This is a genomic window from Neobacillus niacini (assembly GCF_031457145.1).
Classification (GTDB): Bacteria; Bacillota; Bacilli; order Bacillales; family Cytobacillaceae; genus Neobacillus; species Neobacillus niacini_J.
Genome location: NZ_JAVDVZ010000003.1, coordinates 213,758 through 238,396 on the forward strand (window position 1 = coordinate 213,758; position 24,639 = coordinate 238,396).

The window sequence follows — 24,639 nt, forward strand, 5'->3', positions numbered from 1 at the left end:
AGAGGGGGGAATAAGATGAATTTGTTCAACTGGGTAAATGTCATAGATCAAAAAGTGATGACGCTGAAGATTGAGCCAAATCTATGTACCCATATGATTTCGCCTAAAAGCACCTGTCAAAGCTGCGTCAAAAATTGCCCAACAAAAAGCATTTCTTTTTCGAAAAAACAGATTGAAATAGATGATAATTGTTTGGAATGCGGGCTTTGTTCAACCGTATGTCCAACCAATGCTCTTGCTTTGAATCGCCCCCCTCTCAAACAGGTCATTTCAGAACTTGTTCATCAATGTGAGCAAAATGAAAAAGTGTACTTGCATTGTGAAAAAATGCCTGTTTCGGATAGGGATGTGACATCTTTAACGGTGCCGTGTTTAGGAATGATTCCAAGAGAAGCATGGGTTACCGTTATGAGTAAGTGTCAAAATCTTACCATCTATCATTCTGATACAGGTTGTTCCGACTGTGAAATAATAACAGGGGAAAGAGTTTGGAAAGAGGAGCTTCATGCAGGAGAAACGATGGCAGGCTCTTCTATGAATATTACCTCCAATATCACTCATTCAGCAAAACAGAAACCGTTTGATAAAGATCGACGGGCCTTCATATCTAGCTTTTTTAATGAAATCAAAGCAACGAATAAGTTAGCAGTTAAAGAACTATTAGGAAATTCTGAAGTTTTATCCTACCAAGAAAGAAGGCAGGAGAATACACTTTCAAAAGTTAAAAGAGAGTTGGAGGAAGTGTCCCATCATCTATATGAGAAGATGACCAATGAATCTGCTCTTCCTTATATGAATAAACGAGCTTTTCTTTTGGCTCAATTGAAGGAAAATGAAACCTTACAAAAACAAAAGGATATCAGGCTTCCAACTATTACGGCTGATTGCAATTTTTGCGGTGCTTGTACGATTTTGTGTCCAACAGATGCATTGAAAATGCAAACAGAAAATAACAGTCAATCCATTACACTCCAACCTGCAAAATGTTTAGATTGTTCATTATGTGAAGACATCTGCTATTCGAAAAGCATCCAATTACATCAAGTACAAAACAGTACTCTGCTCAAACAGGAGCAAAGACTTATATCACACTGTTGACGGGCAGTACCCCCTTCAAATCTGGAAAACCTTTCATAAGGCATAAAAAAATAACAGCCCGAATTGAAGTGAACCAAAAAAGTTAGACATATCTATATTAAGCAACCTGTTGGATCTGAGACCGGTATTCTATTGGGCTCAGGTCCTTTAACTTACTCTTCATGCGGATATTGTTGTAATAGTAAATATAATCATGTAACTCCTGTATAAAGTGCTCTATATTTTCAAAATCCTGAAGGTAGAGGAGTTCTGTCTTTAGAATGCCAAAGAAGTTTTCAATAACTGCATTATCGAGACAGTTTCCCTTCCGGGACATGCTTTGTGTAATATTCCTGTCTTCCAGAGTTTTTTGGTACTTTGCCATCTGGTAATGCCATCCTTGATCGGTGTGGAGGATTAACTTATCCTCTGGTTTTAATACCTCTAAAGCTTGTTCAAGCATGTCGCCCACTAAATCAAAAGAGGGTCGGAACTTAACTGTATAGGAGATAATCTCACTATTGAATAAATCAAGAATAGGTGATAGGTAGAGTTTCTGTCCAAAAAGGTTGAATTCTGTTACATCCGTTACCCACTTCTGGTTAGGCTTATCAGCTTGAAAGTCCCGATTTAGCACGTTAGGGGCAACTTTCCCTACATTTCCACGATAGGACTTATATTTCTTCATACGAACTTGGCACTTGATCCCCATCTGGTTCATTAGCTTAAGAACAGTCTTGGGGTCAAGAATCAAACCTTTCTTATCAAGCTCCTTTTTAATGTTACGATGTCCATAACGACCTTTATGTTGGTGATATATCTCTTGTATTGCCTCTTTAACCTCAGCGTATTTATCAGGGCGGTCCATGTGTTTTGTCCAATAATAATACGTACTTCTTTTAATCCCCGCAATCTTGATCAGCTCAGCGACTTTATAGTCATTCCTTAGTTCAAAAATTACTTGCGCTTTGATTTTTGTTGTAATTTTTTCTGTTCCTGAACTAAGGCATTCAACTTTTTTAGATATGCGTTCTCCATTCGTAAACGTTCGACTTCTTGGATAAGGGATTCATTTGTTTCGTTGGTCAAATCGTTCTTCTTTCTTTCTTTTGTCATGGGAGGTCGCCCCTTCTTTTTTGGTAAGAGGGCTTCCGCTCCTTCTGTATCAACAGCTCTCCTCCAAGCACTGATGGTTGAGGGATCGGGAATTTTAAATTTCGCCGCTGTATCATTAAGAGATGCCCAATTGTCGTCCATATATTTGAGTACCTCCATTTTAAACGCAGCAGAGTATTTTGTATAACTTTTTCTTAAGGAATCCTCTCCATGTTCCCTATAAAGATTTATCCACTTTTGAATTGTTTTATGAACAGTGCCTAGCTTATTAGCAATATCACGATGTGACAGGGTTCCTTTTTCATACTCTTTTACTGCCCATAACTTGTCCTCAAATGTAAATTTAGCCATATAAAAAACTGCACCTCCATTGTTAGTTTTGTGTCTAACAATTTTGGTGCAGTTCAAATCTGGGCTGTTATCTTTTTTGTTGATTTCATAAAACTCTTTTAAACTCCCTTATATGCCTTACGGTAAATTTCAGCTAATTCGGTTACTAAAGGGAGCTTAGGGTTAGCAGTGGTACATTGGTCTTCAAATGCTTTATCTGCGAGGTAGTCAACCTTGCTATCAAAAGTGTGAGCATCAACATTATTTGCTTCTATACTCATTGGAATGTCAAGCTCTTTTGCAAGGCGGATGATCGCTTGAACAAGGCTTTCAACTCCTTCTTCTGTTGTACTCGCAGGCAGTCCAAGTGTTCTTGCAATTTCCGCATAACGCTTATCTGCAACAAAGTGTGAATATTTCGGGAATGCTGTAAACTTATTTGGTTTGGCTGCGTTATAGCGAATTACATGTGGCATTAATATTGTATTTGCACGTCCGTGAGCAATATGGAATTCTGAACCAAGTTTATGAGCAAGGCTATGGTTGATTCCAAGGAATGCATTCGCAAAGGCCATACCAGCAATAGTTGAAGCATTATGCACTTTTTCACGTGCCAATTCGTCACTGCCATTTCGATAGGCTCTTGGTAGATATTCAAATACAAGCTGGATTGCTTTTATCGCAAGTCCATCTGTAAAATCATTAGCCATACATGACACATAAGCCTCAATGGCATGAGTCAATACGTCCATTCCCGTATCTGCCGTAATATGTTTTGGAACAGTCATAACAAACTGTGGATCGATAATCGCTACGTCTGGTGTTAATTCATAATCGGCGAGCGGATATTTCAAATTTGTTTCTTTATCGGTAATAACCGAAAATGACGTTACTTCTGACCCTGTTCCTGATGTTGTGGGAATCGCTACAAATTGAGCTTTTTCTCCTAACTTAGGATATTTTACAATTCGTTTTCGGATATCAAGAAATTTTTGTTTTAAACCAAAGAACTCAGATTCTGGGTTTTCATAGAACAACCACATGCCTTTGGCAGCATCCATCGCTGAACCGCCGCCTAGGGCAATGATTACATCTGGCTGGAATTTAGCCATCATTTCGGTACCCTTCATTACTGTTTCAATGGATGGATCCGGTTCTACTTCTGAAAAAATTTCACAATGTACATAATCAGGACGTTTCCTTAAATAATATAGTACTTTATCAACATAGCCTAGTTTCACCATTCCAGGGTCCGTTACAATGAATGCTTTAGAGATATTCGGCATTTTAGCTAAATACTGAGTTGAATTTTTCTCGAAATAGATTTTCGACGGAACTTTAAACCATTGCATATTAACATTCCTTTGGGCTACTTTTTTAATATTGATTAAGTGAATCGCACCAACGTTTGTTGAAACAGAATTTCCTCCATAAGAACCACAGCCAAGTGTTAGTGAAGGCATATAAGCATTGTAAATATCACCGATGGCACCTTGTGACGACGGGGCATTGACTATGATTCTTCCAGCTTTCATCCGGTAGCCATACTGCTTAATTACTTTTTGGTCTTGAGAATGGATGACTGCAGAATGTCCTAAACCGCCAAACTCTAGCATTTCTTCTGCTCTTTTTAAGCCTTCTTCAAGATTGCTGACCTTGTAACAAGCTAGGACAGGGCTTAATTTTTCTCTTGAAAGCGGGTACCCTGGTCCGACGCCATTTAATTCAGCAATAAGAATTTTTGTATTTTCAGGAACATTTACTCCTGCCAAAGCGGCAATTTTGCTTGCAGCCATTCCAACAATCTTCGGATTAACAGCACATGAAGTTTCATTAATAACTAATTTTTCAACTTTTTCTTTTTCTACTTCATTTAAAAAATAACAATTATTCGAAATCATTTCATTTTTGACAGCTGAGTAAATCTCTTGATCAATAATAACTGCCTGTTCAGAGGCACAAATCATTCCATTGTCAAAAGTCTTTGATAAAATTAAGTCATTTACTGCTTGATGGATATTGGCCGACTTTTCCATATAGCATGGAACATTTCCGGGCCCAACACCGAGGGCTGGTTTACCAGAGCTATATGCGGATTTAACCATTCCTGCACCGCCAGTTGCAAGAATCATAGATATCTTTGAGTGATTCATTAGTGCTTGTGTAGCCTCAATAGATGGTGTTTCAATCCATTGTATGCAATTCTCTGGAGCACCTGCGATTATAGCTGCATCCCTAAGGATTCTTGCCGCCTCGCTGCTGCATTTCTGTGCGGATGGATGGAAGGCAAAGATTATTGGATTTCTCGTTTTTATGGAAATTAGTGCTTTAAACATCGTTGTGGATGTTGGATTGGTTACAGGTGTAACACCTGCGATCACACCAACCGGTTCGGCAATTTCAATGATTCCTTCGTGTTCGTTTTCGTTGATGATGCCGACGGTTTTATCATACTTGATATTATGATAGACATATTCAGTCGCAAACATATTTTTAATGATTTTATCTTCATAAACGCCTCGTTTGGTTTCCTCAACAGCAAGCTTTGCAAGCAGCATATGCTGATCAAGACCAGCTAAGGCCATTTGCTTCACAATAGTATCAATCATTTCTTGGTCAAAGCTGCGGAATTCATCTAACGCTTTTAGACCATTCTCCACCAAGGTATCAACCATTGTAGTTACACTTTGTATGTCCTTGCTCATTTTTTCTGTCACTGACATTTTAATTCCTCCTATTGCTTAAAACTTTGTGAAACATTTCACAATCATATATAAAAAAATAATAACAAACCAATTGATAGGATCTTACATTGTTACTCACAAACTGGATTTCGTGGTATCTTTTCAAAGGAGATGTCATTAAGTACTTTAGAATATTTTTTTACAATGATGACAAAATTTACTGTCCAAATATAACATGGAATGTTTTCATTATCTTTAAACATCACTGCCTCAAATTCATCACCAACAGTTTCTTCAAAAGTTTCTTTTGTATAAGTTTCAGAATCTGTTGAAAAGGATTTCCATTCGCATACCATCATGTCAAATCACTCCTCGTGCTCTTTATAAATTAATAATAACACCGATTTTTATTAAAGTTTTGTGAAATATTGAACAAACTTTGAAATATTAACGAATATACCAAAAATGGTCCTTTTTTCCTAAACGGAGGGACAGGAGGCAAAAAAAACAGCCCAACTGATGGGCTGTTAGTTATCTTGCTTTTCTTTATCGAACCAAAGCAGCTCTTGGTCCTCTTCATCGCCATTATAGTTTATTAGAATCTCTTCACCAGCTTGAATATCTTTGTAAGCAAAAAAATCAAAGGTATGGTTTTGAAAATTTATTTCATAGGTGGCATTTGGCTGATAGGAATGGTTAAATAACATTCCATAACCTAAGAGAAGGCATGTATGGTTTATGCCATATTCAAACGCATAATCGGCAAGCAATGTTTTTTCAATATGTTCATGCTCCGCATTGGGGTAGGCAATTACAGGTGCCTCGTGGATAAGTTCGCCTTTTTTTATATCACGTGTAGCGAAAACGCCTCTATTGAACTCTCCGTCACTGAGCTTTGAAGATTTTATTTCTATCATGTTTGTCACCTACATTTACTTTCTTTGAAATCAATATCAGGGCTCTTTTTGCGAAACTTTATTGCTTTTTGTAACAAAATTTAATAAGAAAAGAGCTGCAAACTAAATTCTAAAGCGCAAAATAACTATTTCTACGTTAAAATTGGCTTTAAGATTTTAATAACCAGCTTTAAGAAAACAGCCAATATCCTCTTAGTTTGACAGGTAATTGCATTGAAAGCAACCGTTTTTCGAATCCCTCACACGATAGTATGTCGAAAAAGAGCAGAATTTAATCGGCACTGATGTCAATATGCTCGAATTTTGATACCTTAAATAGGCCTTTGTCTGTAAGTTTTAGTTCTGATATGACCGGAAGAGCTAAAAACGAAAGTGTTAAAAATGGATTAAATTCATTGTTAGCGCCAAGCTTTTCGAGAGCGAGATGAAGTTCTTTGAGACTTGAATATACCTCTTGATAGGGTCGGTCAGAGATTAGACCTGCAATTGGCAGTTCCAAGGAAGCAAGGATTTGCCCTTGTTTAACGACAGCCATTCCGCCCTGCATGTCTTTAATTGTATTTGCAGCCATAACCATATCATCATTGTTAGTGCCAGCGATTATTAGATTATGTGAATCATGGGCAATGGTTGTTGCAATTGCGCCTGATTTCAATCCTAAACCTTTAACAATTCCTAACCCAATTTGTTTCGTCATGTGATGTCGTTCGATTACGGCGAGCTTTAACTGGTCAGCACTTGTTGATGGTTGGAATAACCCTTGCCCGCAAACATCCACTTCTTCCACGATATGCAGTGTAACAAGACTGTTGGGAATGATTTCAATGATATTTCCCTTGTTCGAGGCTAGCGGTATGTCCAAATTACTGATAATAATATCATCAAAATTGACTGATTGTCTTAAACCATCCGTGTTGACCTTTTGGTTGTGACCGTAATCTGAAATGAGCTTTCCATCTCTAACTACAGCCATTCCTTCCTTGTAAACCTCTGATATTTTTACAGCATCAAGGTCTTCGAGCAAGGAAAAATCAGCTTTATATCCAGCTGCAATTGCACCCTTATCTTCAAGCCCAAAACATTCCGCTGCATTGATGGTGGCCATTTGAATAGCGGTGATTGGAGATATTCCTTCGGTAATTGCCAGTCGCACATTGTGATCAATACTGCCTTCAAGAACAAGATCATCTAAATGTTTGTCATCGGTAACAAATAAGCACCTTCGGGCATTGTGATGATTTATGGCCGGTATTAATTTCTGCAAATCTTTAGCAACAGTGCCTTCACGAATCATTAGAAACATTCCACTCTTAAGGCGTTCCTTTGCTTCTTCTGCCGTAGTACTCTCATGGTCCGTACGGATGCCTGCGGCCATGTAAACATTCAAATCACTTCCACTAAGACCCGCCGCATGTCCATCTACTTTTTTTCCAAATTTCTTCGCGTCCATTATTTTTTCCAGCATATCAACATCAGCGTTTAGGACAGCTGGGTAATTCATAACTTCCGCTAAACCAAGTACTCTTGAATGCTGATAAAAAGGTGATAAATGTTCGGCCTTTAAATGGGCACCTGAGTTTTCAAAGCTCGTAGCTGGTACACAAGAAGGAAGCATAATATAAATATCAAAAGGAAGGTTTTCAGATGAATCAAGCATATATTGAATGCCAGCAGCACCTAAGACATTGGCAATTTCGTGGGGATCCGCAATAACGGTCGTTACACCATGGGGCAAAAGAACTTTTGCGAATTCGCTAGGTGTGACTAAAGAGGATTCGATATGAACATGACCATCGATAAAGGCAGGAACAACATAACGGCCCTTTGCATCCACAATGTTTTTTCCTTCATATTTTCCGATACCAGCAAAGTAACCATCCACGATGGCGATATCACCTTCGATTATTTCACCATTAAAAACATCAATAATCCTGCCGTTTTTTACAACGGTATCCGCAGGTTCTTTTCCTGAAGCCACAGAGATTCTTCGGGTTAATTGATTTCTCTCCATTTCTCAACACCCTCTAGTATTAGATTAATAATCAACTTTGTTCTTTGAACTTTCCCATGTTCGAAAAGGGAGATTCGCATCCGCAGGGGAAATTTGTTTCATTGGTATCTTTCTGGATTGCATCGGAAGTTCGAGCTGGTCATAGATGAATTGATCATCAAACCCTATTTTTGCTGCATCCAGTTTGGTGCAGGCATAATAAACAGCCTTTGGTCTCGCCCAATAAATGGCTCCGATGCACATTGGACACGGTTCGCAGCTCGTATAAATTTCACAACCTGTTAGCTGAAAATCATTTAAGTAGCTACAGGCAGCACGAATGGCTTGCACCTCTGCATGTGCTGTAGGATCATTCGTGGCAGTGACTTCATTGCGTCCGACACCAATTATTTTTCCGTCTTTCACCACGATGGCTCCAAACGGCCCCCCGTGGTTGGTGAGGACATTATCGAGCGCTTCATCGATAGCTTTTTTCATAAATTGATAATCTGACATATAATCTCCCCTTACTTCATAATTTTATGTCATTCCTGGCAATGTACATATGAAAAGATGATTTGCTTTAAGCAACATTATTCTATATCGAGCATAAAATTACGCTCTTATTGTCAGCTTTGCTAACAGACATTTTATAAAAAAACTTGTTAGATTATATGATGATTATGTAGATACTATTTCGTCATTTCGATATTATAGTGAAAAATAAGAGGAGCAGTTTGCTATGTCACCGATAGCTAACAATAACCGAGCCATTTAGGCAGATTCATAAAAATAGAGAAAGAACAGGTAGTTATTTTTATGGGATCTAGAATATATATAGTTTTAAACAGAACGACAGTAACCTTTAGAAAGTTGGTGATATGGCAAAAAGAATGGAAAGGAGTGGCAAAATTCATGATTGAGGATGTGAATGAAATAAACAGGGAGGAATTTGTTCGAAAATTTGGCTGGGTGTTTGAGCACTCCCCGTGGGTGGCTTCGCTAGCCTGGGAGAGTATGCCGTTTACATCACAAGAGGACCTCTTACAAAAGATGATTAATATTGTTCAAAATGCCGAGGAATCTAAGCAGTTGGCACTGCTTCGTGCACACCCTGATTTAGGAACAAGATTGCAAATGTCCGAGCTTTCTCAGAAGGAGCAGGCTGGTGTGGGGCTTGATAAGCTTACAAAGGAGGAATTTGCAGAGTGTGTTTCCCTTAATAAACGCTATGTAACCAAATTCAATTTTCCTTTTATTATGGCGGTAAAGGGGCAAAACAAGGAAAGTATTTTATTGGCAATGAAGCAAAGAGTTCACAATGCTTACGAGGAAGAATATCGCATCGCCTTGCAGGAAGTCTATAAAATCGCCGGCTTTCGATTGAATGATATTTTTAAATAATTGTAACTTACGGTCAATGCAGAGGGACAGAGTGACCGAAACGTAGAAAAAAATGAATTTACGGTCAATGCAGGATGTCTGGAGTTACCCAAGAGAAGAAAAAAATGAGTTTACGGTCAATGCAGGATGTCTGGAGTTACCCAAGAGAAGAAAAAAGTGAGTTTACGGTCAATGCAGGATGGTCTGGAGTTACCCAAGAGAAGAAAAAAGTGAGTTTACGGTCAATGCAGCTAATCTTAATTAACCTACAAGAAAATAATCTGAGCCTTTTAAAAACAAAAGGAGGCTACCAATATGAAAAGAACGATGAGCTACGGAAAAGCGGATGTTTGGGTTTATCGAACGTACGCAAAGCCGTTAACAGGAATTCGTTTCATTCCCGAATCGACCTTTACAGGACGCAGAAACATTCTGTTTGGCATGAATGTGAAGGTGGCTGTTGAGGGGGATGCATTTTTTTCCTCTTTTAAAGAAGGGGATAACACATTAGTGGTCGCCACCGATTCGATGAAAAATTTTATCCTCAAACATGCCGGAGATTATCAGGGGGCCACACAGGAGGGTTTCCTTGAATTCGTCTCACACCGCCTTCTTGAAACCTATTCACATATGACGACCATCAATATTTCAGGTGAACAGATTCCCTTTGAAGAGCTTCCTGTCCCGACAAATGGCAGCTTTGAACCAAGCCCACTGGTATTCCGCTACTCATTAAATGAACAGGCGGGTGCTTCGATTGAAGTGAAACGTGAAAAGGATGAAATTGCGACTACTAATCACGTAAGCAGTTTAAAGGGTCTCAAGCTTATAAAGGTAAAAGGCAGTTCGTTTTTCGGCTATGTGAAGGATGAATATACCACTTTGCCGGAATCCTTTGATCGTCCGCTGTTTATTTTTCTAAATATTGATTGGCGTTATAACAATCTTGAGGACGCAAGAGGCAATACACCAGATGGGTATGTGGCTGCAGAACAGGTTAGAGATATTGCTTGCACCGTCTTTCATGAACAAAAATCTCCATCCATCCAAAACCTTATTTACCGAATTGGAACGAGAATCCTAGAACGCTTTCCACAGCTACTGGAGGTTGTTTTTGAGTCGAATAACCGAACATGGGAAACCATCTTAGATGAAATTCCTGCCTCGCAAGAAGGGAAAGTATTTACTGAACCTCGTCCCCCCTATGGATTTCAATGTTTTTCAATGACGCGTGATGATCTCAAATCTGACGGAGAATCAAATAAATGACAGGAAAGCTAACTACACATGTCCTTGACATAAGCATCGGAAAGCCAGCCTGCGGTGTGTTAGTGGAATTGGTTAGTGTGGGTCTAAATAGAAAGAGAGAAACCATCGATGCCTCCTATACAAATGAGGACGGCAGATTAAACAAACCTCTTTTAGAGGGAAAGGCTTTGAAAAAGGGAATCTATGAACTTCATTTTTATGTAGGAGACTATTTCCGTAATCGCGGAGCTTCAGCTGAAAATCCATCGTTCTTGGATTGTGTCCCCGTCCGATTTGGTATTTCTGAACCGGCCTCCCACTATCATGTGCCGCTTTTGATCTCGCCAGGAGGGTACAGTACCTACCGAGGGAGTTAGGAGGGAAAATGAAAACAGAACTTTGGGTGAAAAACGGATATGTTTTTACAGACAAAGAATTTCGGTTTGCAACGATAGAAATTAAAGATGGGGTAATCGATGCCCTCTATGAAAATGAAGCTGAACCACTGTTGGATAACGGAGTCAATAGCATTGATGCTAGCGGCTGCTTAGTTGTTCCTGGATTTATTGATGCCCATGTTCATTTTAATGATCCCGGCCGTACGGATTGGGAAGGAATCGAGACAGGCAGTCGTGCAGCAGCTATTGGCGGGACGACAACTATTTTTGATATGCCACTCAACTGTTCCCCTTCGGTTACAACCGTGAAAAATTTGAACAATAAAAGAGATTACCTTACTTCTAAGTCTTATATTGATTATGCATTGTGGGGTGGAATGACGGGTTTTAACGTTAAAAATAGTGCAGAACTCGCACATATGCGTGAGGGGATTATTGCCTGGAAGGCGTTTATGTCAGATAGCGGCATAGATGATTTTCCATTTGTCTCTCCCGACCAATTGAAACTGGCTATGAAAATTGTAGCAAAACAAAATAAAATCCTAGCTCTTCATGCAGAATGGCAAGAGGAGATTCATAGTCTTACCGCTTTTTATAAAAATCAAAAGGGTATAAATGGGCGACAGGCATTTCTGCATAGCCGGCCAATATCAGCAGAAGAGCAGGCAGTCAGCTTTGCACTAGAATTAGCCGCAAAATATGGTACGGCTATCCACTTCGTCCATATCAGTTCACCAAAAGTAGTTGAAAAGATTCAACAGGCTAAAAAAAGTGGGATAAACGTTACAGTAGAAACCTGCCCTCATTATTTAATTTTTGATGAAGAAGATTTCCTTAAAACGGGTGCTGTCCTCAAATGCGCTCCCCCGCTTCGTCCTCGGGAAGAGGTGGAAGGATTATGGGATTGTATTGCAAAAGGCTGGATTGATACGTTTGGTTCCGATCATTCACCCTGTCTTTATTCTATGAAAACTACCGGTTCGATTTGGGAGGCATGGGGTGGAATTCAAGGGGTTCAATTTACATGGCTTGCCTTATTAGATGAGGCACTTAAAAGGAAGATTCCTCTTAAACAAATACTTCCTTTAGGCACTGCAAATGTAGCCGAGCGTTTTGGCATATCGGGTAAAAAAGGGAAGATTCAACAAGGGTTAGATGCAGACTTAGTCCTCATTTCATTGGATGAAACCACAGTTTCAGATCAACAGTCATTTGCTTTTAAAAATAAATATTCCCCCTATGAGAATAGAAAATTTCTATTAAAAATAAAGAAAACAATTTTACGTGGGAAAGTAATTTATGACGACCAAACAGGAGTAGCTAAGGAAAAGTATGGTGAATACATCCAGCCAAGGGAGGGAGCTTATGGGCCAATTCCCCACTAACTTAGGAGAGGCAATAGAGTGGTTAGCCTCATTTGGAGGAGAGCCAGATGCCGGTGTGACTCGGACTCTTTATACCCAGACTTGGAAGGAAGCCCAGCAAGCATTAAAGGGATGGATGGAGGAAACTGGGCTGCTAACAAATTATGATTCTATTGGAAACTTATTTGGGAGATTGCCTTCACCTTACTCGAATGCCCAGACTATCTTAATTGGATCACATGTAGACACGGTTAAGTCCGGCGGCAAATACGATGGAGCTTATGGAATTATTGCCGGAATTCTGGCATTAGATTTTCTAAAAAAGCAGTATGGACAGCCAAAGATTAACCTAGAAGTCGTTTCTTTTTGCGAGGAGGAAGGAAGCCGTTTTCCGTTAGCGTGCTGGGGTTCTGGTATGATGACAGGTGTTTATTCATTAAGAGATATAAGTACTATCAAGGATTCAGATGGAATTAGTTTTGAGACCGCGATGATGGCAGCAGGATTTGGAATTTCTGAGTTAAGGGTCCGAAATGATATTCAAACCTTCATTGAACTACATATCGAACAAGGACCTACTCTTGAAAAAGTAGAAAAGTCAATTGGCATAGTCAAAGCCATTGTTGGTCAAAAACGGTTTCGAATTACAGTGATTGGCGAATCGAACCATGTTGGTACGACCTCAATGAAATGGAGACGAGACGCCCTTCATGGGGCGATAAATATGATTCATGGCTTGTATGAAAGTGTGAAGGAATACGATGAAGATCTTGTGACAAGTGTTGGACAGCTTTTTGTCGAGCCCAATGTCCCTAATGTAATTCCTAATCAAGTTCAGTTTACGGTAGACGCGAGATATCCAAACGAATCGGTTTTACGCTCTTTTTGTCAAGAATTCACCGTAATGTTTGAAACCTATGCTAAAAAACATGATTTGGATATAAAGGTTGAGATGTGGCATGAAGTTCAGCCGGCCCAGATGGATCGTAAACTTAATGAAATCATACAAAGTATCTGCACTCACAGCAATATTCCTTCTCATTGGATGAATAGTGGTGCGGGGCATGACGCCCAACTGTTTGCACGAATTTGCCCTACAACCATCCTATTCGTTCCCAGTAAGGGAGGTATTAGCCATTCTCCACTCGAGTATACTTCAACACAGGACTTAGAAAAAGGTATGGAGGTTCTCATACAACTTTTACATCAATTAGCATACAACCGCTGAGGAGTGATTTTATGAATGAGGATAAAGCAAAGATTGTGCAATGGATACAGAATCATGAGCAAGACCTAGTTGCTTTTTTAAAAAAGTTAGTGCAAACTCCATCTGATAATCCAGCTGGTGATTGTTTACCGATAGCTAGAGTTTTAGAGAAGCAGCTTTCCGAGCTTGGATTTGAAAATGTATCCCTCCTCGAAGTAGACGAAGAAGGTGTAAAGGCAAATGGGATGATTAGTATGGCTAACGTACTTGCTCCTACAGTCTTTGGTGAAGGGGAAAATATTGTGTTAAATGCACACGGAGATGTTGTTCCTCCTGGGTTAGGATGGAGTGTCGACCCATACGGAGGAGAAATTGTTGATGGAAAAATGTATGGGCGAGGAGTGGCGGTATCAAAGTCAGATATTGCTGCTTATACCTACGCGGTACTTGCATTAAAACAGGTCAGAGCTAAGCTTTCTGGAAGTGTGGACCTGGCATTTACATTTGATGAAGAAACAGGGGGAGAAATAGGTCCGCGATGGCTAATTGACCAAGGCTATATCAAGCCCAATCAAGCAATTGTGGCGGGATTCACCTATTCAGCTGTTAACGCTCATAATGGCTGTTTACATTTTGAAATCAAGACAACTGGAAAGTCAGCACATGCGGCATTACCGCATACAGGAATTGATGCCATTGAAGCGACTACTAAAATCTTGCAGGTCCTATATGATTATCGTAAAATACTCGCAGAAAAAAAATCATCGATACCAGGCATTGACTTTCCGACATTGAATATAGGGCTCATTTCAGGTGGAATAAACACCAATGTGGTTCCAGATGAATGCACCATTAGAGTAGACAGACGATTGATTCCTGAAGAGGACTTTGTTGCAGCAGAAGCAGAATTCAGAGAAATTGTTCAGCAAGCAGTTGCTGACAATCCTGGGTTGAAAGTTGAAATAAGGAAAATTCTTCATGCAAAAAGCTTTGGACCTGTACCAGAAAAAACACCGCTTATTCAAGCATTAGCTGCTAACTGGCAATCAATTTTGAAGGATGAGGGTCAGTTACCAATCCACGGAGTACCGCTATATACCGATGCACGTCACTTCTTTGCCGCAGGAATTCCAACGATTATGTTTGGAGTCGGACCCAAAGTATTAGAAGAGGCAAACGGACACCGCGCGGATGAAAACATTCGTCTTTCTGATTTACAGGCTGCTACCAAAATCATCGCTTGTACACTTTATGATTTATTAGCGGGAGGGGGATAAATTGAGTTGTGGTGGGAAAACAGTTTGACACGTAAATCAGAAATTCGGCACGTAAACAAAAAACTTGGCACATAAACAAGGAGATCGGCACGTAAATTAAAAACCTGGCACGTAAAGCATAAAATGAGCCAACGATTTTGTTGGCTCATTATTAAAAAGTATGGGCTAAATCTTTCGCCCTAGCAATGGCGTTTTCCTTAATTTCTTGGGCTTTGTCAGGCATTGCATTGTGACCCTCTACAAATAATCCTTCAAAAGATGGGACTCCATAGAATTTCATTACAATATCAAGGTAGCGGTGACCCATCTCCATTACTGCAGCAGGTCCTTCAGAATAGATACCGCCGCGGGCTTGAATATGTAAAGCCTTCTTATCCGTTAAAAGACCAATTGGGCCTTTTTCTGTGTATTTGAAGGTTTTTCCTGCAACCGATACTGCATCTATATAAGCTTTCATGACAGGCGGAAAGGAAAAATTCCATAATGGTGTTACAAAAATATATTTATCTGCAGAAATAAATTGCTCACAAAGCTCGGAAAGCCTTCCAACCTTTGCTTTTTCTTCGTTGGAAAGTTGTTCGAAGTCCGAACCTGAACGAAGTTTTCCCCAACCGCTAAAGACATCTACATCCAGTTGAGGAATATCTTCTTTATAAAGATCCATATTAATAATCTCATGATTTGGATTCACTTCTTTGTAAGAATCAAAAAAAGCTTTCCCAACTGCCATACTATACGACTGTGTATCATCATGAGGATGAGCTGTTATGTATAATACTTTTGTCATTTACATCCCTATCCTTTCTTAAAAAGCGTGCAGTTTAGTTTGTGACATACACTTTAATTATATTCGGATAAAGTAAGGGAACAAAAAAAGGAATTTGCATGGTTACAAATTCCTTTTTCTTTTAGTTATTATTTCCACTCATGTAGGGGTTACCACTAATGTTTACACGCATTTCGTCTGTTAATGTAAATGGCTCGTTTACTGCTGCGCTGCTGGTGGAAGATTCATTGTTTTGAATACTGCCATCATAATGAATTGGGTTGTTTGTCATAGGTAAATTCACCTCCATATATTATATTGTATACACAATTTTACTATTTATTTGTACCTATTCATAGGTAATTTTTAATATTCTAAAGAGTTGTTTTCTTGGTATATACTGCCTATGAATGGAGTGAGGGCAGCCGCATTTAACCTTTTTATTGTATTTATGATAAAATTTTTAAAAAAGGAGTATCCGATAATGAAATTAATTGACCTGCATTGTGACGCATTATTAAAGCTTTATGAGGGGCAAGGCACGCTGCGTTTTTCTGATGCGAAAGAATTGCAGACAAACAAAGCTCGTTTACATAAAGGGCAAGTCAAGGTGCAGTGTTTTGCGATCTTTATTGATCCAGACATCCCATCAGACCAGAAGTTTCAGGTGGCGCTTGAGCAAATAGATTATTTTTACAAGGAAGTCCTCGGGAAGAATCCAGATATCATTCATATTAAAGAATGGTCAGATTTTGAACGAATTACTATCGGCCAAATTGGTGCCATGTTAACACTTGAGGGCGTCGATGCCATTGGCAATGATTTAATGAAGCTTCATATCCTTTATCAGTTGGGGGTTCGTTCTGTTGGGTTAACCTGGAATAATGCCAATTTAGCTGCGGATGGGGCTGGTGAACCGCGCGGTGGCGGGTTGACGATTTTTGGAAAAGAGATTGTAAAGTTTAATAACGAGCACCAGATCCTTACGGACATTTCTCATTTAAGTGACAATGGAATCTGGGAGGTAATCGAATTAGCCAAGTTTCCTATAGCCAGCCATTCTAATTCACGTACTCTCTGTAATCATCTTCGTAATGTAACAGATGAACAGGCGATGGCGATGTTTAATAGAAACGCAATGATTCATGTGATCTATAATCCCCCTTTTATAAAGGAATCCGGAGAAGTCACCATCAACGATCTTGTGAAACACATTTATCACTTTTGTTCATTAGGTGGAGTAAGGCATATTGGATTAGGTTCAGATTTTGATGGTATATCTACCTTTGTCAAAAATTTAGAGGACGCATCGAAAACTCAAAATCTAATCAATGAATTATTACAGCACTTTAAAGAAGATGAAGTGAGAGGATTTGCCTATCAAAACTTCCTCGACCATCGACCAGGAGTGTTACGATGAAAGTCAGAGAAACTGGTTTAACAGTAGGGAAGCTGCCGACAGGAGCAAAAAATTGCATTACCGATGTATTGGGAGTAATGGTAGGGCATGTCACACTGGATTATCCACTTGATGAAGCAGGAATCGATTATGCCTGTACGGGAGTGACCGCGATATTACCTCATAAAGGGAATGTATTTAAACAAAAAGTAACGGCTGCAAGCTACGTTATTAACGGCTTTGGGAAAACAACTGGTCTTGTTCAAGTGAATGAATTAGGGCAGATTGAATCACCTATTATGTTGACGAATACTTTTGCTGTACCGGCTGTCGCTCAAGGTACCTTAGAATACATGCTTGAAGAAAATCCTGAAATTGGTGATACAACCGGTACGATTAATGTTGTAGTTGGGGAATGTAATGATAGTTATTTGAATTCGATTAGGAAATTCCCTGTAAAGCCGGAGCATGCAATTGAAGCGATTAAAAAAGCTTCAGTTCGCCAGGTTGAGGAAGGTGCTGTTGGCGCCGGAAAAGGAATGATTTGCTTTGGTTACAAAGGCGGGATTGGTACCTCTTCGCGTACCATCGGTGATTATACGATTGGCTGCCTGGTCCTTACGAACTTTGGAAAAAAGGAAGAACATCAAAGGTTTCGGTATTCGAATGTGGAGGGGCTGCAAGAAACTGCAGACGGCTCGATTATCATAGTGCTCGCAACAGATGCCCTGTTAAGTGACCGGCAGCTTTTACGTGTATCAAAACGCTGCGGAATCGGACTAGGGAGAACAGGGAGCCATTTTAGCCATGGCAGTGGTGATATCGTCATCGCCTTTTCAACAGCACATAAAATCGAACATTTTTCTGAAGAAACTACGGAACAGAGAATCCAGTTGCGTGAAGATCATCCTCTGATGAATCAGTTATTTACCGGGGCGGCAGAAGCAGCTGAGGAAGCCATTTTAAACTCACTTTCTCAGGCAAAGACAACAAAAGGAAGAGCGGGAAGAGTAGTAAATACTATCACCTTTACGGACGGGGAATGAAAAATATGTATCTAACCATTAAAGAAACAGCAGATTATTTATCAATGTCAGAGTCACGCATCGAAGCCCTAATCAAACAAAAGAAAATCCGTGCCATCCATGACGGCGAAACCTGGATCATCAACAAAGAACAATTCAACACCCACCTAAAACAAATCGAAAAATACAAACACCTAATCGAAGAAATCCTAAACGAACCCGTCCCCGAGGATCTCGATATAAAGGACGAAGACTAAATGATATGGTGCCTGTCACCAAGGTGACCTAAAAGGTGTTCACCGCCCGTGGACAGTGTCCACGTGGAATGGACACGTTCAAAAAAAATGGAGGGCAACAAATGAGTAATCTGTTCCTGAAAAGGATTTATGAACCGTATGATGAGTTGGATGGTTATCGGATTTTGGTTGATCGTCTCTGGCCACGGGGAATTTCGAAGGATGCAGCAAAGTTGACGGCTTGGCAAAAGGAAATCGCTCCTAGTCCTGAGCTTCGTAAGTGGTTTTGTCATAAGCCTGAGTTATTTGAGGAGTTTCGAACTAAATACATAGAAGAATTGCGTACAGATGAACAAAAGCAAAAGATTATTGACGAAATTAATACTATGACAACCAAGGGGCGGGTCACACTCCTTTATGGGGCAAAGGATCCCGTTTATAATCACGCAATCGTCTTACTAGAAGAACTCAGCAGAATAAAATAAAGACTAGTACGTATTGACAAACGGTACATGAGTGAGGGAGTCACTGGGAAAACTCCAATTAAGTAACCAGTAGGGGTTTTTTATGAAAAATTATTTCTTTTTATTCTGCATTATTTTCATTCTGTTTGGAACTTATACTAGTATCCAAGGTTCCTCGGCTAGGACAGAGGTGATTAATTTAGTAGCACTTGGTGATTCCATCACACATGGAACCGGGGACCCAGCAAAAAAGGGATATATTGAAGGAGTTAAAGTTAATTTGGAAAAGGTAATGAATACTCCTATCCAGGTGAGTAACTTTGCTGTTCCGAGGTATACAACCGAAAAAATTTTAGAACAGCAACTAGATAAAAAAATAAATAAACAATTAAAAAAAGCAGATTATATTATTCTTTATGTAGGAACGAATGATTTTAGAAAGAGCGCAGATTATCAATTTTCTCCGCTTAATCGTAATAAAATAAATAGAGGAAAAGTAAGCTTCACAACAAATCTCTATAAAATTCTAGAAAACGTGAGAAAAGAAAATTCAGCTGCTCCAATTTTTGTATTAGGTTTATATCAACCTTATGTAGAATATAAAAATCACCCAGAAGTTCAAAAGATAATTGAGGAGTGGAATGTGGAGATTGTCAAAGTAACTGGTGAATTTAGTCAGACTACCTTTGTTCCCACTCTAGACCTATTTCAAAACAAACCAAAAGAAATGTATTTTAGTGATTCCTTACATCCCAATCCTGCCGGTTATCAACTGATTGCCGATCGTTTATATGAAAAAGTATTAAAAGAAAGCAGTACTAAATAATTAGATAAATAGAAATCATAGTGAGGTCTCATAAAAAAAAGGAGAATGAATATGGCAACTCTTAATCAAATACCGGTTGTTAAAGCAGAAATGCTAATCCGCAGACCGGTGGAAGAAGTATTCGAAGCATTTATCGACCCATCAATAACGACAAAATTTTGGTTTACCAAAAGCAGCGGGAGATTAGAAGAGGGAAAGAAAATCAGATGGGATTGGGAGATGTACGGTGTGGGGGATGAATTATCTGTTAAGGAGATAGACCAAAACCGCCTTATTCGGATTGAATGGTCCGACGGCACCAAAGTTGAGTGGAACTTTACTTCCCGAAAAGATAATCAAACGTTTGTGTCCATTACGAACACTGGTTTTTCAGGAAGTGGGGATGAAATGACAGCTCAAGCTATTGATTCAATGGGAGGATATACAATGGTACTCTGCGGATTAAAGGCGCTCCTTGAGCATAACGTCATTTTGAATCTTGTATTCGACAAAGCTCCGGATGCGATTGTTCAAAAATAAAAGTTTAGTTTATTTCAGGGTACTACGATAAGAAGCCTCCATGGATTGGAGGCTTCTTATCGTAGTACCTTTTGTTTAACCATTATCTCGTTGTCTCTTTATATGTGATGTTAATGACTTTTTCAGTTTTATTGTTAAATTCAATATTTACAAAAACACCGAATTCCTTTTGGCTTCCTTTTAACCATAATTTGAATTTTTCCGTTGATGTAACGTTGCCGCTTACCTTTCCAATATGTAGATAATCCACTACTTGAGCATTCGGATACTTTTTTTGCGTTTCTTTGACTGCAAGCTGCCCCCACTTAGCATATGAAGGAATGGGCTTTTGCTGTGCATATGCGGTATTGAGTAAATTGCTTGTATATAAAGGACTTGAGAAGTAAGTAAATGTTGCGCATATAAAAATGAATAAGATTCTCATGGACTCAAACTCCTTTGTTTTTTTATTATTATGCTAATACAAGTAATTGCTTATGTAATTTAAAGTGAATCTCGGAAGGATTACTTGAAAGTTCATTTAGTTCTTTAAAGAAATAAAGTGGAAATAGGTATATTTTTCTAGTTAATTATGCAGTATAAAGATGTTGCAACAACAATACATAGCAGGAGGAAACAAATTGACAAACCGTAATAATAATCGTAACCAACCTCATACTGGTGGAAGCAAAGCAAGCGATACGGAATTTGGTGTAGAACAAGGACTAAGTAAAAAAGCTAGGAAACAAGCCGCAAGAGATAATAAAAAGAACTCATAATAAAATGAAAAATGCCTCTGTATTCACAGTAGGCATTTTTCATTTTATATAACAAATAAAAACACACATAAAAAGTGAGACAAGCTGCCGAGCATGATAAAAATGTGGAAAATCTCATGAAAGCCCATGTATTTGGATTGAAGGAATTTTGGCTTAGCTCCGTAAATGACACCGCCAATTGTATAAAAAACTCCCCCAAGTATTAATAAGAATAAGCCGATTGGGTCTAAACTACCTGCTAAAGGAGAAAATACAAACACAATCATCCAGCCCATAACAAGATACAATGCCGTTGAAATCCACCGTGGGCAATTAAACCAGACCATCTTGAAAACAACGCCGCTTAAAGCCACCGCGGCAATAATTGAAAATAGAATATTACCGGTTGTTCCATTCAAACTTATAAAGCAAAAAGGAGTGTAAGTGCCTGCGATTAATACAAATATCATCGAATGGTCTAGTCGTCTTAGAAACGCAATTACATGGTCTCGTGCTATTACCATATGATACGTGGCAGAGGCAGAATACAGGAGGATCATGCTGACACCAAAAATAATCACAGCAGCAATCGCCATTGTTGACGTGGTTGTGCTCGACACTTTAACCAACATCGCGAGAAGTCCCACGAACGATAGCAGCGCTCCTGTTAAGTGAGTGAGTCCATTTATTGGTTCCCGAATATAATTGCTCAAAATAAAACCCTCCTAATGCAACATGTAGTTTTAATAACTACTTATAATGATAATGGTAATTCAACATCTAGTCAATATATATTTATTGGGATATAATAGGAAGTAGATAATGCTAGGAACGGGGTTTTATGATGGAAAAAGTCCATGAGATTATTGAAGAACTTGGTCTAGAAGCAAACCTATTGTTAGATGAAATACCGAATATTGATTTATATATGGATCAGGTCATTCAGTTATTTGAAAATAAATTTAGAGATTCAAAGCGAAATGACGAGGAAAAAGTTCTAACGAAAACGATGATTAATAACTATGCGAAAGGGAAGCTTATTTTTCCGATAAAAAATAAGAAGTATTCCAAGGAGCATTTAATTTTGATGAGCTTAATTTATCAGCTCAAAGGAGCACTATCGATTAACGATATTCAAGTAACACTTGATGGTGTTAACAAAAAGATTATCAAAGAGGATATCGAGTTAGATTCTTTTTATACAAGCTATTTAACTCTCTCTCAAAAGAATGTGGTGGATTTCAATGAGGATATCGATGAGCGGGTTAAGAATGTAAAAGAAGAGCTTACCAAAAAGGGGGGTAAGCATTCTCCATACTTAGAGCAGGTGCTAATGATCTCTTCACTTGTCCATATGAGTAATTTATATCGAAAAGTCGCTGAAAAGCTGGTAGACGAAATTGTTGTGGAAAAAGAAGAAAAGCGTCATAGATAATTAAATTTTTGACGCTTTTTATAGTTCTTTTACCTTTTCAACGATTATATCTTGTACACCGGGACCTATATCAATTGCTTTTGCACCAGAATTACGAACCGCAACGTTGCTTATTTTGACAGAATCAGCAAGGTTTTTTCCTCCGTAAATTTTAATAGCTACACTAGCACTTTTAAAATCCTTGATGGAAATGTTATTTAAAAACACGTTCCTGGCACGATACTGAATCGCAATGACGGGGTTGCCATTATAGTTGTATTCCGGGTCACCAATTAATGTAAAGTAATTAATAACAACATTTTTATAAGCAGAAACAACCAAGCCGCGTGGAGTGGAATATTTATATAAATCTGTAAAAATTGGTGCAATCGCTGCGAGATTCATAGCCATAATATTGTAGGCAGATTTCGATTCGGTGTCCGTGCTTTTGTGGTGTCCGATATGGCGGAAATTGTAACAACGGTTATCATTTACAGAAATATGCCCAACAATTTGCACATTAGATGCTGCAGATGAATTTTGGTGAGCCTTAATTTCAACTCCTCCAAAACACCTTGCAGATGAATTATTAACTAATAGAATATTCCTGGAACCATCATCAATTTCAATCCCATTTGAATTTGAAGAACCTCTCTGGTGGGCGCGACCGCTTGGGTCACACATATGAGAGCGAGAAATAAAAATGTAATCGCTATGATGGGTGGTAATCCCGTCATCTCCAAAACCATATCCATTTAGATTGTCGAGCCAAACGTACTTACTACCTCCACATGCTCTATAGCCATCTCCAGCATAATTGTACAAGGTAGAGGAAATATCAAAACAATGGAGTCCTGGATTAATGCCTTCTACATCTTTTACCCAACCATAGGTGACATGTGCATAGGTTAAACAGCTTGAATAATTACCCCAGGTACTTGTCTTTGGTACAATTCCGAGCCTTTCGACATTCCAGTTTAAACTCATTCCCTGGACCGATAAATGATGATTTCCTTTCCAGTGATTCATATTGGTAATCAGCCTGGTTCCCTTTGCTGCATGGTCATGAAGCTTGATTGTTGTTTTCCCTTTTCCAGCACCAACGAGAATGGTCCAAGAAGGCAGGCGAATACCTTTTGTAATAAAAACACCCTCAGGAACGATTACTTTTACTCGTCCATTTCCAATCGCTCTTTTAAAAGCTTCCGTATTATCTGTTTTTCCATCACCTATACCGCCAACATCTAGAATGTTTACTTCTTTGTTAATGGCATTTAGCAAGTGAGCATACTCTTCATCCAGCTTTGTTTTCCACTCAGGGTACACATTACCGACAGAATCAACGAGAGTCTGGGTTGGTTCTAACAGGATAAAGGGTTTTGCAAAAAGGCGATACAACCACTCAAAGCTCTTCTTATAAAAAGGAACTGGCGTGAATTTATTGTTTATCTGTGGACGAGGCTCATGCTGACTACATTGCTGGAAAAGCTGTTCCGTTTCCTTGATGGCAGCTTCCATATCAAGTTGTTTTTTAGTAATTTTCAATAACAGTTCTCCATTTTTTCGAGGATCATGATATTTATCCAAATACAGCATACTATCTCACTCCAATTATTCAAGCTTGGTAGAACTATTATCACCTAAATAAGGTAAAAGCTCTAGTGATGAAGAGTTTTATGAAACAAAATGATTTCAACTCCGTCTATACCAATAAAGGGGGAATGAAGTTTGAGGATTAAACAAATATGTATCCTTTTCATTCTATTACTAGTACTTGCGGCTTGTACAAGTAAAGAAAAATCAAAAGAACACTTAGGTGAGATTTATAGTATCGCTTTGGATGCTATGATGGAAAAAGATCAGGCTTTAAATAGTGATATGGAATTTATCGCGATCAATATGAGCAACATGACGGAATTAAGTAGCCAGGATAAGGAAGAAATAATAGACTATTTCAAAGAAAAGTATAAGGTGGAGGTAATGGATGCTGACCTGGAAGAGCTTAAAGAGCAAGGTTTATACGATTCAGAGAAGATGGCGATAAGAGGTGTTCTGCTTAGTTTTGAAAAAGTGATTTATAAATATAATAATAGCGTAGTCTTTGAAGGTTCCAAATATCATTCCGCATTAGGCGCTATTGGAATAGAAATTACCGTTCATTTTAAGGATGGAAAATGGCAAATAAAAGAGGCAAATGAAACTTGGATAAGTTAATATAGGGGGGCGAAAACACTAATATAAAAAGGGAGCTGCTGGTAGTTG

The 24,639-nt window shown here is 38.8% G+C and carries 27 protein-coding genes; 16 read left to right on the forward strand and 11 right to left on the reverse strand.

What is annotated here, in order from left to right; genetic code table 11:
• Positions 1-15: 15 nt before the first annotated feature.
• Complete coding sequence (locus tag J2Y03_RS10015; RefSeq protein WP_310193488.1) at positions 16-1,098, forward strand: 4Fe-4S dicluster domain-containing protein; 1,083 nt, start codon at positions 16-18, stop codon at positions 1,096-1,098.
• 97 nt (positions 1,099-1,195) lie between these two features.
• Here J2Y03_RS10015 and J2Y03_RS10020 read toward each other — a convergent pair.
• The 6 genes from J2Y03_RS10020 to J2Y03_RS10045 all read right to left on the reverse strand — a co-directional run bounded on the left by J2Y03_RS10020 (position 1,196) and on the right by J2Y03_RS10045 (position 8,630).
• Positions 1,196-2,544 (reverse strand): IS3 family transposase gene (locus tag J2Y03_RS10020; protein WP_310193489.1). Its coding sequence is split into 2 segments (ribosomal slippage): positions 1,196-2,100 and positions 2,100-2,544, totalling 1,350 coding nucleotides; the frame shifts between segments, so codons are not numbered across the junction.
• Positions 2,545-2,642: 98 nt separating this feature from the next.
• Complete coding sequence (gene adhE, locus J2Y03_RS10025; RefSeq protein WP_310193490.1) at positions 2,643-5,246, reverse strand: bifunctional acetaldehyde-CoA/alcohol dehydrogenase; 2,604 nt, start codon at positions 5,244-5,246, stop codon at positions 2,643-2,645.
• Positions 5,247-5,338: 92 nt separating this feature from the next.
• The gene (locus J2Y03_RS10030; RefSeq protein WP_310193493.1) at positions 5,339-5,566 is read right to left on the reverse strand and encodes a hypothetical protein; all 228 of its coding nucleotides are present in this window, start codon (positions 5,564-5,566) and stop codon (positions 5,339-5,341) included.
• 168 nt (positions 5,567-5,734) lie between these two features.
• Entirely contained in the window at positions 5,735-6,124 is a 390-nt protein-coding gene (locus J2Y03_RS10035; protein ID WP_310193494.1) for an SET domain-containing protein, read from the reverse strand.
• A 271-nt stretch (positions 6,125-6,395) separates the two neighbouring features.
• Positions 6,396-8,135 (reverse strand): adenine deaminase, encoded by a 1,740-nt coding sequence (ade, locus tag J2Y03_RS10040; protein WP_310193495.1) that lies wholly within the window; start codon positions 8,133-8,135, stop codon positions 6,396-6,398.
• Positions 8,136-8,159: 24 nt separating this feature from the next.
• Positions 8,160-8,630 carry a nucleoside deaminase gene (locus tag J2Y03_RS10045; RefSeq protein WP_310193496.1) on the reverse strand — a complete coding sequence of 157 codons (471 nt, stop codon included), beginning with the start codon at positions 8,628-8,630 and terminating at the stop codon, positions 8,160-8,162.
• Between the two features lie 303 nt (positions 8,631-8,933).
• Between J2Y03_RS10045 and uraD the strand changes: the two genes are divergently transcribed.
• The 6 genes from uraD (at position 8,934) to J2Y03_RS10075 (ending at position 14,991) form a co-directional block, all read left to right on the forward strand.
• Complete coding sequence (gene uraD, locus J2Y03_RS10050) at positions 8,934-9,518, forward strand: 2-oxo-4-hydroxy-4-carboxy-5-ureidoimidazoline decarboxylase (protein ID WP_310193497.1); 585 nt, start codon at positions 8,934-8,936, stop codon at positions 9,516-9,518.
• A 294-nt stretch (positions 9,519-9,812) separates the two neighbouring features.
• Entirely contained in the window at positions 9,813-10,766 is a 954-nt protein-coding gene (gene pucL, locus J2Y03_RS10055) for a factor-independent urate hydroxylase (RefSeq protein ID WP_310193498.1), read from the forward strand.
• The gene (gene uraH, locus J2Y03_RS10060) at positions 10,763-11,122 is read left to right on the forward strand and encodes a hydroxyisourate hydrolase (RefSeq protein ID WP_310193499.1); all 360 of its coding nucleotides are present in this window, start codon (positions 10,763-10,765) and stop codon (positions 11,120-11,122) included. The genes pucL and uraH overlap by 4 nt, the downstream gene beginning before the upstream one ends.
• 8 nt (positions 11,123-11,130) lie before the next feature.
• Positions 11,131-12,528, forward strand: coding sequence for an allantoinase AllB (gene allB / locus J2Y03_RS10065; protein ID WP_310193500.1), 1,398 nt, complete (start codon positions 11,131-11,133; stop codon positions 12,526-12,528).
• Positions 12,509-13,735: a M20 family metallo-hydrolase gene (locus J2Y03_RS10070; RefSeq protein ID WP_310193501.1), complete on the forward strand. Its 1,227-nt coding sequence runs from the start codon at positions 12,509-12,511 to the stop codon at positions 13,733-13,735. Before allB ends, J2Y03_RS10070 begins: the two co-directional genes overlap by 20 nt.
• 11 nt (positions 13,736-13,746) lie before the next feature.
• Entirely contained in the window at positions 13,747-14,991 is a 1,245-nt protein-coding gene (locus J2Y03_RS10075; protein ID WP_310193502.1) for an ArgE/DapE family deacylase, read from the forward strand.
• Between the two features lie 151 nt (positions 14,992-15,142).
• On the opposite strand, the gene J2Y03_RS10080 is transcribed toward J2Y03_RS10075, so the two are convergent.
• Both J2Y03_RS10080 and J2Y03_RS10085 read right to left on the reverse strand, forming a co-directional pair.
• The gene (locus tag J2Y03_RS10080; RefSeq protein WP_310193503.1) at positions 15,143-15,778 is read right to left on the reverse strand and encodes an FMN-dependent NADH-azoreductase; all 636 of its coding nucleotides are present in this window, start codon (positions 15,776-15,778) and stop codon (positions 15,143-15,145) included.
• Between the two features lie 121 nt (positions 15,779-15,899).
• Positions 15,900-16,049 carry a hypothetical protein gene (locus J2Y03_RS10085; protein ID WP_310193504.1) on the reverse strand — a complete coding sequence of 50 codons (150 nt, stop codon included), beginning with the start codon at positions 16,047-16,049 and terminating at the stop codon, positions 15,900-15,902.
• A 192-nt stretch (positions 16,050-16,241) separates the two neighbouring features.
• Between J2Y03_RS10085 and J2Y03_RS10090 the strand changes: the two genes are divergently transcribed.
• The 6 genes from J2Y03_RS10090 (at position 16,242) to J2Y03_RS10115 (ending at position 20,226) form a co-directional block, all read left to right on the forward strand.
• The gene (locus tag J2Y03_RS10090) at positions 16,242-17,177 is read left to right on the forward strand and encodes a dipeptidase (protein ID WP_310193506.1); all 936 of its coding nucleotides are present in this window, start codon (positions 16,242-16,244) and stop codon (positions 17,175-17,177) included.
• Positions 17,174-18,202, forward strand: a complete 1,029-nt coding sequence (locus J2Y03_RS10095) for a DmpA family aminopeptidase (protein WP_310193507.1) — start codon at positions 17,174-17,176, stop codon at positions 18,200-18,202. The genes J2Y03_RS10090 and J2Y03_RS10095 overlap by 4 nt, the downstream gene beginning before the upstream one ends.
• Before the next feature lie 5 nt (positions 18,203-18,207).
• Entirely contained in the window at positions 18,208-18,438 is a 231-nt protein-coding gene (locus J2Y03_RS10100) for an excisionase family DNA-binding protein (RefSeq protein ID WP_310193995.1), read from the forward strand.
• 101 nt (positions 18,439-18,539) lie between these two features.
• Positions 18,540-18,902, forward strand: coding sequence for a DUF488 domain-containing protein (locus tag J2Y03_RS10105; RefSeq protein WP_310193508.1), 363 nt, complete (start codon positions 18,540-18,542; stop codon positions 18,900-18,902).
• Positions 18,903-18,984: 82 nt separating this feature from the next.
• The gene (locus J2Y03_RS10110; protein ID WP_310193509.1) at positions 18,985-19,707 is read left to right on the forward strand and encodes a GDSL-type esterase/lipase family protein; all 723 of its coding nucleotides are present in this window, start codon (positions 18,985-18,987) and stop codon (positions 19,705-19,707) included.
• A gap of 51 nt (positions 19,708-19,758) precedes the next feature.
• Positions 19,759-20,226, forward strand: a complete 468-nt coding sequence (locus J2Y03_RS10115; RefSeq protein ID WP_132095944.1) for an SRPBCC family protein — start codon at positions 19,759-19,761, stop codon at positions 20,224-20,226.
• A gap of 82 nt (positions 20,227-20,308) precedes the next feature.
• Here the strand turns inward: J2Y03_RS10115 and J2Y03_RS10120 are convergent, their stop codons facing one another.
• On the reverse strand, positions 20,309-20,650 hold the full coding sequence (locus J2Y03_RS10120; RefSeq protein WP_310193511.1) for a YqzG/YhdC family protein: 342 nt from the start codon (positions 20,648-20,650) through the stop codon (positions 20,309-20,311).
• A 196-nt stretch (positions 20,651-20,846) separates the two neighbouring features.
• On the opposite strand from J2Y03_RS10120, the gene J2Y03_RS10125 reads away from it, so the two are divergent.
• Positions 20,847-20,984: a hypothetical protein gene (locus J2Y03_RS10125; protein WP_310193514.1), complete on the forward strand. Its 138-nt coding sequence runs from the start codon at positions 20,847-20,849 to the stop codon at positions 20,982-20,984.
• A 44-nt stretch (positions 20,985-21,028) separates the two neighbouring features.
• On the opposite strand, the gene trhA is transcribed toward J2Y03_RS10125, so the two are convergent.
• Complete coding sequence (gene trhA / locus J2Y03_RS10130) at positions 21,029-21,676, reverse strand: PAQR family membrane homeostasis protein TrhA (protein WP_132095949.1); 648 nt, start codon at positions 21,674-21,676, stop codon at positions 21,029-21,031.
• A 131-nt stretch (positions 21,677-21,807) separates the two neighbouring features.
• On the opposite strand from trhA, the gene J2Y03_RS10135 reads away from it, so the two are divergent.
• A complete protein-coding gene (locus tag J2Y03_RS10135; protein WP_310193522.1) occupies positions 21,808-22,398 on the forward strand; it encodes a DUF1836 domain-containing protein in 591 nt (196 codons plus the stop codon).
• An 18-nt stretch (positions 22,399-22,416) separates the two neighbouring features.
• Here J2Y03_RS10135 and J2Y03_RS10140 read toward each other — a convergent pair whose 3' ends face one another.
• Positions 22,417-23,973 (reverse strand): glycosyl hydrolase family 28-related protein, encoded by a 1,557-nt coding sequence (locus J2Y03_RS10140; RefSeq protein WP_310193525.1) that lies wholly within the window; start codon positions 23,971-23,973, stop codon positions 22,417-22,419.
• 132 nt (positions 23,974-24,105) lie between these two features.
• On the opposite strand from J2Y03_RS10140, the gene J2Y03_RS10145 reads away from it, so the two are divergent.
• A complete protein-coding gene (locus J2Y03_RS10145) occupies positions 24,106-24,591 on the forward strand; it encodes a peptide ABC transporter substrate-binding protein (RefSeq protein ID WP_310193527.1) in 486 nt (161 codons plus the stop codon).
• Positions 24,592-24,639 lie beyond the last annotated feature (48 nt).

Excerpts from the sequence above, each read along its gene's own strand:
- pucL (WP_310193498.1), top strand. The coding sequence starts at position 9,813 with ATGAAAAGAACGATGAGCTACGGAAAAGCGGATGTTTGGGTTTATCGA.
- J2Y03_RS10140 (WP_310193525.1), bottom strand. The coding sequence starts at position 23,973 with ATGCTGTATTTGGATAAATATCATGATCCTCGAAAAAATGGAGAACTG.
- uraH (WP_310193499.1), top strand. The coding sequence starts at position 10,763 with ATGACAGGAAAGCTAACTACACATGTCCTTGACATAAGCATCGGAAAG.
- J2Y03_RS10070 (WP_310193501.1), top strand. The coding sequence starts at position 12,509 with ATGGGCCAATTCCCCACTAACTTAGGAGAGGCAATAGAGTGGTTAGCC.
- J2Y03_RS10105 (WP_310193508.1), top strand. The coding sequence starts at position 18,540 with ATGAGTAATCTGTTCCTGAAAAGGATTTATGAACCGTATGATGAGTTG.
- allB (WP_310193500.1), top strand. The coding sequence starts at position 11,131 with ATGAAAACAGAACTTTGGGTGAAAAACGGATATGTTTTTACAGACAAA.
- uraD (WP_310193497.1), top strand. The coding sequence starts at position 8,934 with ATGGGATCTAGAATATATATAGTTTTAAACAGAACGACAGTAACCTTT.
- J2Y03_RS10135 (WP_310193522.1), top strand. The coding sequence starts at position 21,808 with ATGGAAAAAGTCCATGAGATTATTGAAGAACTTGGTCTAGAAGCAAAC.
- J2Y03_RS10075 (WP_310193502.1), top strand. The coding sequence starts at position 13,747 with ATGAATGAGGATAAAGCAAAGATTGTGCAATGGATACAGAATCATGAG.
- J2Y03_RS10035 (WP_310193494.1), bottom strand. The coding sequence starts at position 6,124 with ATGATAGAAATAAAATCTTCAAAGCTCAGTGACGGAGAGTTCAATAGA.
- ade (WP_310193495.1), bottom strand. The coding sequence starts at position 8,135 with ATGGAGAGAAATCAATTAACCCGAAGAATCTCTGTGGCTTCAGGAAAA.
- J2Y03_RS10080 (WP_310193503.1), bottom strand. The coding sequence starts at position 15,778 with ATGACAAAAGTATTATACATAACAGCTCATCCTCATGATGATACACAG.
- J2Y03_RS10110 (WP_310193509.1), top strand. The coding sequence starts at position 18,985 with ATGAAAAATTATTTCTTTTTATTCTGCATTATTTTCATTCTGTTTGGA.
- J2Y03_RS10095 (WP_310193507.1), top strand. The coding sequence starts at position 17,174 with ATGAAAGTCAGAGAAACTGGTTTAACAGTAGGGAAGCTGCCGACAGGA.
- J2Y03_RS10120 (WP_310193511.1), bottom strand. The coding sequence starts at position 20,650 with ATGAGAATCTTATTCATTTTTATATGCGCAACATTTACTTACTTCTCA.
- J2Y03_RS10090 (WP_310193506.1), top strand. The coding sequence starts at position 16,242 with ATGAAATTAATTGACCTGCATTGTGACGCATTATTAAAGCTTTATGAG.
- J2Y03_RS10115 (WP_132095944.1), top strand. The coding sequence starts at position 19,759 with ATGGCAACTCTTAATCAAATACCGGTTGTTAAAGCAGAAATGCTAATC.
- J2Y03_RS10085 (WP_310193504.1), bottom strand. The coding sequence starts at position 16,049 with ATGACAAACAACCCAATTCATTATGATGGCAGTATTCAAAACAATGAA.
- J2Y03_RS10045 (WP_310193496.1), bottom strand. The coding sequence starts at position 8,630 with ATGTCAGATTATCAATTTATGAAAAAAGCTATCGATGAAGCGCTCGAT.
- adhE (WP_310193490.1), bottom strand. The coding sequence starts at position 5,246 with ATGTCAGTGACAGAAAAAATGAGCAAGGACATACAAAGTGTAACTACA.
- J2Y03_RS10100 (WP_310193995.1), top strand. The coding sequence starts at position 18,208 with ATGTATCTAACCATTAAAGAAACAGCAGATTATTTATCAATGTCAGAG.
- J2Y03_RS10030 (WP_310193493.1), bottom strand. The coding sequence starts at position 5,566 with ATGATGGTATGCGAATGGAAATCCTTTTCAACAGATTCTGAAACTTAT.
- J2Y03_RS10015 (WP_310193488.1), top strand. The coding sequence starts at position 16 with ATGAATTTGTTCAACTGGGTAAATGTCATAGATCAAAAAGTGATGACG.